Source organism: Desulfobacter latus (assembly GCF_013389365.1).
Classification (GTDB): Bacteria; Desulfobacterota; Desulfobacteria; order Desulfobacterales; family Desulfobacteraceae; genus Desulfobacter; species Desulfobacter latus.
This window is the reverse complement of sequence record NZ_JACADJ010000113.1, coordinates 1-6946: the sequence shown is the minus strand read 5'-3', so window position 1 is coordinate 6946 and position 6946 is coordinate 1. Positions and strand designations below refer to the sequence as shown.

The window sequence follows — 6946 nt, the reverse complement described above, 5'->3', positions numbered from 1 at the left end:
AAAAAATAATCATTACTTTCGGCAATGACGTCAAATTCACGGGTCATTGACCGATCAGCGCTTTTCAGTCGTAATCGGGGGGCAAAAAAATCGAATTCACTGATTCCGAAATATTCTGCGGCAACCCTCGTTAACCCCGGTGCAACAATATCTTCAACAATAGTACCCATCTTATTGGCCAGTTCACCCCATTTTTTGTTCATCTCTTTTTTGAGTTTTTCCGTATCGCTACGGAGTTCCGTTTTAAACATCCGCATTTCTTCTTTGAACGCCTTTGTGTCATTACGTATATCCTCTTTGAAGGCCTTTGTATCATTACGGATTTCGTTTTTGAAGTCCTTCATCTCGTCTTTGAAGTCCTTCATTTCTTCCTTGAAGTCCTTCATTTCCTCTGAGAGCTGCCTTACGGCCATAGTAGTCTTTGTTGTCTCATAGGCAAGTTCCATCATAAACTGCTCAAGTCCTGTGACTCTTTCTTTCAAAGCTGTATCCGACATTGGCGTCTCCTTCTTTTATAAAATGTCAAGTCTGCCCCCCATTTCCATTTTATTTCAGCAGGGCCATGATCTCCGAGATGTCTTGGGCGGCTTTTATGGTTTCTTTGATTTCTTTCAGTGTACCCAGGTCATCAATTTTGTTCACCTTGGCCATTACGGTGTCAATATCTCCGGGAAATTTAAGGGTGATACCCAGTTCGATGCCTTCTTTGAGACCTTCCAACCTGCCTTCATTCTTAGTTCTCTCTGCTAATGTCATGACATACCTCCCTGCCTCTTCGGAAATCGCTTTCTCTGCGATATCCTTTATTTGTTTCCATGATAATTCATTGTTTTCCCGGGCCGATGCCAGGTACCTGAACACCACCTCCAGATATTGCAGACCGGTGTCTTTTTCCATCAATTTGCGCATCAGTGCCAATATACCCGGCAGCTTCTGTCGTAAATCCGGATCTCTGATGTGTTTGAACAGCAGCAATATCACCCGGCTCATGATGGTGCCTTTTATCTGATCATCAGCGTACCGGTGCAGGTCGTACAATTCAAACGCAAAATCCGGGATGTACCCGGCAAGCGCCTCCACAGGGCCGGACAGCAAGGATGACAGTCGCTCTGTATTTTCCGGCCACTCTTTTCCGACATGGCAGACCAGCAGCGGAATCACAATGGGCAGACAGTCCGGCGACTCTTTATGCTGCTTAATATACAGACGCCAGATCTTGACCATATATTCCAGCACCTGGAGATGCACATACTTGTCATAATAGCTTTTGTGCTCAAACAGCACATAAATGAGTCCCTGGCTGCCGTCTGTCAAATCCATCCGGTACAGGATATCGGAATAATAATCCGCCAGCTCTTTTTCGATGAAGCTGTCCTTGCTGATCTCCAGGGTATTCAGGTCTACCAGTTTCAGCACGTTGTCCGGCAGTTTGTCCGCTAAAAGGCTGCGGGCATTTTCCTTATTGCTGTAGACCTCCCTGAACACCTTGTCATGGGGGTTGACCACCTTGCTGTTATTTTTCTCGTCTGTCATGATGGAATTTTAACCTTAAGGGGTGGTTCAGTCAAGGAGGTATGTTTTTTCCCGGGACACCCCTGTTCCACCTATCGCGGTAGGAATGCCGGTTACCCGGCACCACCCGCACAGATCTGTACGTGAAGCATTAGTTTAATAATTGACATATGCACATGTACGTATTATCATGTATTCATGTACATAATGTAAAAATGAGGAGAGGGGATTTGTGGGCAGCTATCTTTTAGATACCCATGCATTGATTTTTTGGGTCAACAAAGAAAATATTTCCAATCAATTCGTCTCGTTTCTTGATGAACAAAATGAAATGGGAAATCTTTATGTTTCGCCAATTTCTTTTTGGGAAATTGCTTTGCTTGTCAAAAAAGGTCGTATTCAATTGGGAGATGTCACTAAATGGCAGTCAAATGTGATGGATTGTTCCAACATAAAATTGATGAACCCCGGAGCCGGGGAAATGATTGAATCAGTTAATCTTCCAGATCTGCATAAAGATCCCTTTGACCGTCTGTTGATCGCACAGGCGTTAAACAGAAATTGCTTACTTGTGACGAAGGATGAAACCATAAATCAGTATGATGTGAAAACCTTCTGGATATAAAAAAAGAGGGAGCCCGGAACCTGGAACAGTATCCGGTTTTATCGGTTGCATAATAATAACAATACCGTAGGTTCTACGGGATTTTAAGCCTGTGGAGAGGAAATGAGACCTAAGCAGTTTGTTCGGGCACACTCTATGAAGCAGGAATTTCTCATCATTATGAGTAAGAAGAAAGGAACAGATGACTATGATTAATATTTCAGCAACCAGCCTGAGGGGAAAACTTTTTGAAATATTAAAACGGGTTGAATCCGGTGAGCAGATCGTGGTGACCCATAACAAAAAAAAAGTGGCCTATTTAAGCCCCATCAAAAAACATGACTGGCGCAACCAGCTTTCTGAAAAACCCAAACTGCTTGTTCCGCCGGACGAAATTATCAAGCCGGTAACAGACATCTGGGAGGGTTATATTTAAGAGGGCTGCGGGAAATGAGAAAAATACAATCGACTTTCTGTTTCTCATCCATGCCCACATTGATCACATCGGCCGGGTCCCGGACCTGATTGATGCCGGGTTCTGTGGTGAGATTATCTGTACCTACGGCACCAAAGCCCTGAAAAGCATTGCAAATCATATCCTGAAGGCTTATTATTGTTGAAAAAGTCGCCGAATCAAAAAAAGATTTCATCACTGGCAAAAACCATCAATCTCCAGATATTGCAGACCAGTGTCTTTTTCCATCAATTTCCGCATCAGTGCCAATATCCCCGGCAGCTTCTGTCGTAAATCCGGATCTCTGATGTGTTTGAACAGCAGCAATATCACCCGGCTCATGATGGTGCCTTTTATCTGATCATCAGCGTACCGGTGCAGGTCGTCTTATAAAGACAATAATCAAAGTATGATCCCAAGATTTTCCAGGACCTCTGTATTGAAAATATCCATCCCGTCTTCCCGGGTGGCCATGGCAAGAATATTGTTTTTGGTCAGATAGCGGACAAGCTCATCGGATATAGAAAGGGAGGCAAACACAGGGATCAGTTTCTTTTCACGGATCACCGGAAACCATGAATCAAGCTGGGGAATCAGCTTGATAAAATCGGATATATATTCCGTGGTGGGGGTGGATTTGGTTTCAACAACGAAAAAATAATCATTACTTTCGGCAATGACGTCAAATTCACGGATCATTGACCGATCAGCGCTTTTCAGTCGTAATCGGGGGGCAAAAAAATCAAATTCACTGATTCCGAAATATTCTGCGGCAACCCCCTTTAACCCCGGTGCAACAATATCTTCAACAATAGTACCCATCTTATTGGCCAATTCGCCCCATTTTTTGTTCATCTCTTTTTTGAGTTTTTCCGTATCGCTACGGAGTTCCGTTTTAAACGTCCGCATTTCTTCTTTGAACTCCTTTGTGTCGTTACGGATTTCGTTTTTGAAGTCTTTCATTTCCTCTGAGAGCTGCCTTACGGCCATAGAAGTCTTTGTTGTCTCATAGGCAAGTTCCATCATAAACTGCTCAAGTCCTGTGACTCTTTCTTTCAAAGCTGTATCCGACATTGGCGTCTCCTTCTTTTATAAAATGTCAAACCTGACCCCCATTTTCCATTTTATTTCAGCAGGGCCATGATCTCCGAGATGTCTTGGGCGGCTTTTATGGTTTCTTTGATTTCTTTCAGTGTACCCAGGTCATCAATTTTGTTCACCTTGGCCATTACGGTGTCAATGTCTCCGGGAAATTTAAGGGTGATGCCCAGTTCGATGGCTTCTTTCAGGCCTTTAATCTCACCTTCCAGCCTGCCTTCATTCTTAGTTCTCTCTGCTAATGTCATGACATACCTCCCTGCCTCTTCGGAAATCGCTTTCTCTGCGATATCCTTTATTTGTTTCCATGATAATTCATTGTTTTCCCGGGCCGATGCCAGGTACCTGAACACCACCTCCAGATATTGCAGACCGGTGTCTTTTTCCATCAATTTGCGCATCAGTGCCAATATACCCGGCAGCTTCTGTCGTAAATCCGGATCTCTGATGTGTTTGAACAGCAGCAATATCACCCGGCTCATGATGGTGCCTTTTATCTGATCATCAGCGTACCGGTGCAGGTCGTACAGCTCAAACGCAAAATCCGGGATGTACCCGGCAAGTTCCTCCACAGGGCCGGACAGCAAGGAGGACAGTCGCTCTGTATTTTCCGGCCACTCTTTTCCGGCATGGCAGACCAGCAGCGGAATCACAATGGGCAGAGAGTCCGGCGACTCTTTATGCTGCTTAATATACAGACGCCAGATCTTGACCATATATTCCAGCACCTGGAGATGCACAAACTTGTCATAATAGCTTTTGTGCTCAAACAACACATAGATGACCCCCTGACTGCCGCCGGTCAAATCCACCCGGTACAGGATATCGGAATAATAGTCCGCCAGCTCTTTTTCAATGAAGCTGTCCTTGCTGATCTCCAGGGTATTCAGGTCTACCAGTTTCAGCACGTTGTCCGGCAGTTTGTCCGCTAAAAGGCTGCGGGCATTTTCCTTATTGCTGTAAATCTCCCTGAACACCTTGTCATGGGGGTTGACCACCTTGCTGTTATTTTTCTCGTCTGTCATGGTGGAATTTTATCCTTAAGGGATAGAAAATGTGGCCTTGGTCATATTTTAGGCCATACGGATTTCCGGTAGGTTGGGTTGAGGAACGAAACCCAACGCCAATAAGTTGTTGGGTTTCGTTCCTCAACCCAACCTACGCTGTGGCCGATGTTATGACCAAGCCCGAAAATGTCAAAATATCAAGCCTGCCCCCCATTTCCATTTTATTTCAGCCGGGCCATGATCTCCGAGATGTCTTGGGCAGCTTTTATGGTTTCTTTGATTTCTTTCAGTGTACCCAGGTCATCAATTTTGTTCACCTTGGCCATTACGGTGTCAATATCTCCAGGAAATTTAAGCGTGATGCCCAGTTCGATGCCTTCTTTGAGACCTTCCAGTTTGCCTTCCAACCTGCCTTCATTCTTAGTTCTCTCTGCTAATGTCATGACATACCTCCCTGCCTCTTCGGAAATCGCTTTCTCTGCGATATCCTTTATTTGTTTCCATGATAATTCATTGTTTTCCCGGGCCGATGCCAGGTACCTGAACACCACCTCCAGATATTGCAGACCGGTGTCTTTTTCCATCAATTTCCGCATCAGAGCCAATATACCCGGCAACTTCTGTCGTAAATCCGGATCTCTGATGTGTTTGAACAGCAGCAATATCACCCGGCTCATGATGGTGCCTTTTATCTGATCATCAGCGTACCGGTGCAGGTCGTACAGCTCAAACGCAAAATCCGGGATGTACCCGGCAAGTGCCTCTACAGGGCCGGACAGCAAGGATGACAGTCGCTCTGTATTTTCCGGCCACTCTTTTCCGGCATGGCAGACCAGCAGCGGGATCACAATGGGCAGAGAGTCCGGCGACTCTTTCTGCTGCTTAATATACAGACGCCAGATCTTGACCATGTATTCCAGCAGCTGGAGATGCACAAACTTGTCATAATAGCTTTTGTGCTCAAACAACACATAGATGACCCCCTGACTGCCGCCGGTCAGATCCACCCGGTACAGGATATCGGAATAATAATCTGCCAGCTCTTTTTCAATGAAGCTGTCCTTGCTGATCTCCAGGGTATTCAGGTCTACCAGTTTCAGCACGTTGTCCGGCAGTTTGCCGGCTAAAAGGCTGCGGGCATTTTCCTTATCGCTGTAGATCTCCCTGAACACCTTGTCATGGGGGTTGACCACCTTGCTGTTATTTTTCTCGTCTGTCATGGTGGAATTTTATCCTTAAGGGATAGAAAATGTGGCCTTGGTCATATTTTAGGCCATACGGATTTCCGGTAGGTTGGGTTGAGGAACGAAACCCAACGCCAATAAGTTGTTGGGTTTCACTTCGTTCAACCCAACCTACGCTGTGGCCGATGTTATGACCAAGCCCGAAAATGTCAAAATATCAAGCCTGCCCCCCATTTCCATTTTATTTCAGCAGGGCCATGATCTCCGAGATGTCTTGGGCGGCTTTTATGGTTTCTTTGATTTCTTTCAGTGTACCCAGGGCATCAATTTTGTTCACCTTGGCCATTACGGTGTCAATATCTCCAGGAAATTTAAGGGTGATGCCCAGTTCGATGGCTTCTTTCAGGCCTTTAATCTCACCTTTAATCTCACCTTTAATCTCACCTTCCAGCCTGCCTTCCAGCCTGCCCTCATTCTTAGTTCTCTCTGCTAATGTCATGACATACCTCCCTGCCTCTTCGGAAATCGCTTTCTCTGCGATATCCTTTATTTGTTTCCATGATAATTCATTTTTTTCCCGGGCCGATGCCAGGTATCTGAACACCACCTCCAGATATTGCAGACCGGTGTCTTTTTCCATCAATTTGCGCATCAGTGCCAATATACCCGGCAACGTCTGTCGTAAATCCGGATCTCTGATGTGTTTGAACAGCAGCAATATCACCCGGCTCATGATGGTGCCTTTTATCTGATCATCAGCGTACCGGTGCAGGTCATACAGCTCAAACGCAAAGTCCGGTATGTACCCGGCAAGCGCCTCCACAGGGCCGGACAGCAAGGATGACAGTCGCTCTGTATTTTGCGGCCACTTTTTTCCGGCATGGCAGACCAGCAGCGGGATCACAATGGGCAGACAGCCCGGCGATTCTTTATGCTGCTTAATATACAGACGCCAGATCTTGACCATGTATTCCAGCAGCTGGAGATGCACAAACTTGTCATAATAGCTTTTATGCTCAAACAACACATAGATGACCCCCTGACTGCCGCCGGTCAGATCCACCCGGTACAGGATATCGGAATAATA

The 6946-nt window shown here is 45.7% G+C and carries 10 protein-coding genes; 3 read left to right on the top strand and 7 right to left on the bottom strand.

Annotation, left to right across the window (positions count from 1 at the left end; translation table 11 throughout):
- Together HXW94_RS17810 and HXW94_RS17805 are read right to left on the bottom strand one after the other, a co-directional pair.
- Nucleotides 1-497, bottom strand: a 497-nt coding sequence (locus HXW94_RS17810; protein WP_178368243.1) for a hypothetical protein, incomplete at its 3' end; no start/stop codon positions are given.
- Nucleotides 498-546: 49 nt separating this feature from the next.
- Entirely contained in the window at nucleotides 547-1533 is a 987-nt protein-coding gene (locus HXW94_RS17805) for an Rpn family recombination-promoting nuclease/putative transposase (RefSeq protein ID WP_178368242.1), read from the bottom strand.
- A 211-nt stretch (nucleotides 1534-1744) separates the two neighbouring features.
- Between HXW94_RS17805 and HXW94_RS17800 the strand changes: the two genes are divergently transcribed.
- The 3 genes from HXW94_RS17800 to HXW94_RS20470 all read left to right on the top strand — a co-directional run bounded on the left by HXW94_RS17800 (nucleotide 1745) and on the right by HXW94_RS20470 (nucleotide 2736).
- A complete protein-coding gene (locus tag HXW94_RS17800; RefSeq protein ID WP_178368241.1) occupies nucleotides 1745-2137 on the top strand; it encodes a PIN domain-containing protein in 393 nt (130 codons plus the stop codon).
- A gap of 187 nt (nucleotides 2138-2324) precedes the next feature.
- A complete protein-coding gene (locus tag HXW94_RS17795; RefSeq protein ID WP_178368240.1) occupies nucleotides 2325-2552 on the top strand; it encodes a type II toxin-antitoxin system Phd/YefM family antitoxin in 228 nt (75 codons plus the stop codon).
- A complete protein-coding gene (locus HXW94_RS20470; RefSeq protein ID WP_425484227.1) occupies nucleotides 2545-2736 on the top strand; it encodes an MBL fold metallo-hydrolase in 192 nt (63 codons plus the stop codon). The genes HXW94_RS17795 and HXW94_RS20470 overlap by 8 nt, the downstream gene beginning before the upstream one ends.
- 29 nt (nucleotides 2737-2765) lie before the next feature.
- Here HXW94_RS20470 and HXW94_RS19630 read toward each other — a convergent pair whose 3' ends face one another.
- From HXW94_RS19630 to HXW94_RS17775, 5 genes are all read right to left on the bottom strand, one after another.
- Nucleotides 2766-2912: a hypothetical protein gene (locus tag HXW94_RS19630; protein ID WP_246294196.1), complete on the bottom strand. Its 147-nt coding sequence runs from the start codon at nucleotides 2910-2912 to the stop codon at nucleotides 2766-2768.
- A 60-nt stretch (nucleotides 2913-2972) separates the two neighbouring features.
- Nucleotides 2973-3644, bottom strand: a complete 672-nt coding sequence (locus HXW94_RS19625; RefSeq protein ID WP_246294194.1) for a hypothetical protein — start codon at nucleotides 3642-3644, stop codon at nucleotides 2973-2975.
- A gap of 50 nt (nucleotides 3645-3694) precedes the next feature.
- A complete protein-coding gene (locus HXW94_RS17785; RefSeq protein ID WP_178368239.1) occupies nucleotides 3695-4693 on the bottom strand; it encodes an Rpn family recombination-promoting nuclease/putative transposase in 999 nt (332 codons plus the stop codon).
- A 203-nt stretch (nucleotides 4694-4896) separates the two neighbouring features.
- Complete coding sequence (locus HXW94_RS17780) at nucleotides 4897-5895, bottom strand: Rpn family recombination-promoting nuclease/putative transposase (RefSeq protein ID WP_178368238.1); 999 nt, start codon at nucleotides 5893-5895, stop codon at nucleotides 4897-4899.
- Between the two features lie 205 nt (nucleotides 5896-6100).
- On the bottom strand, nucleotides 6101-6946 hold an 846-nt coding region (locus tag HXW94_RS17775), incomplete at its 5' end, for an Rpn family recombination-promoting nuclease/putative transposase (RefSeq protein WP_178368237.1).

Excerpts from the sequence above, each read along its gene's own strand:
- HXW94_RS17805 (WP_178368242.1), bottom strand. The coding sequence starts at position 1,533 with ATGACAGACGAGAAAAATAACAGCAAGGTGGTCAACCCCCATGACAAG.
- HXW94_RS17795 (WP_178368240.1), top strand. The coding sequence starts at position 2,325 with ATGATTAATATTTCAGCAACCAGCCTGAGGGGAAAACTTTTTGAAATA.
- HXW94_RS19630 (WP_246294196.1), bottom strand. The coding sequence starts at position 2,912 with ATGAGCCGGGTGATATTGCTGCTGTTCAAACACATCAGAGATCCGGAT.
- HXW94_RS19625 (WP_246294194.1), bottom strand. The coding sequence starts at position 3,644 with ATGTCGGATACAGCTTTGAAAGAAAGAGTCACAGGACTTGAGCAGTTT.
- HXW94_RS17785 (WP_178368239.1), bottom strand. The coding sequence starts at position 4,693 with ATGACAGACGAGAAAAATAACAGCAAGGTGGTCAACCCCCATGACAAG.
- HXW94_RS17780 (WP_178368238.1), bottom strand. The coding sequence starts at position 5,895 with ATGACAGACGAGAAAAATAACAGCAAGGTGGTCAACCCCCATGACAAG.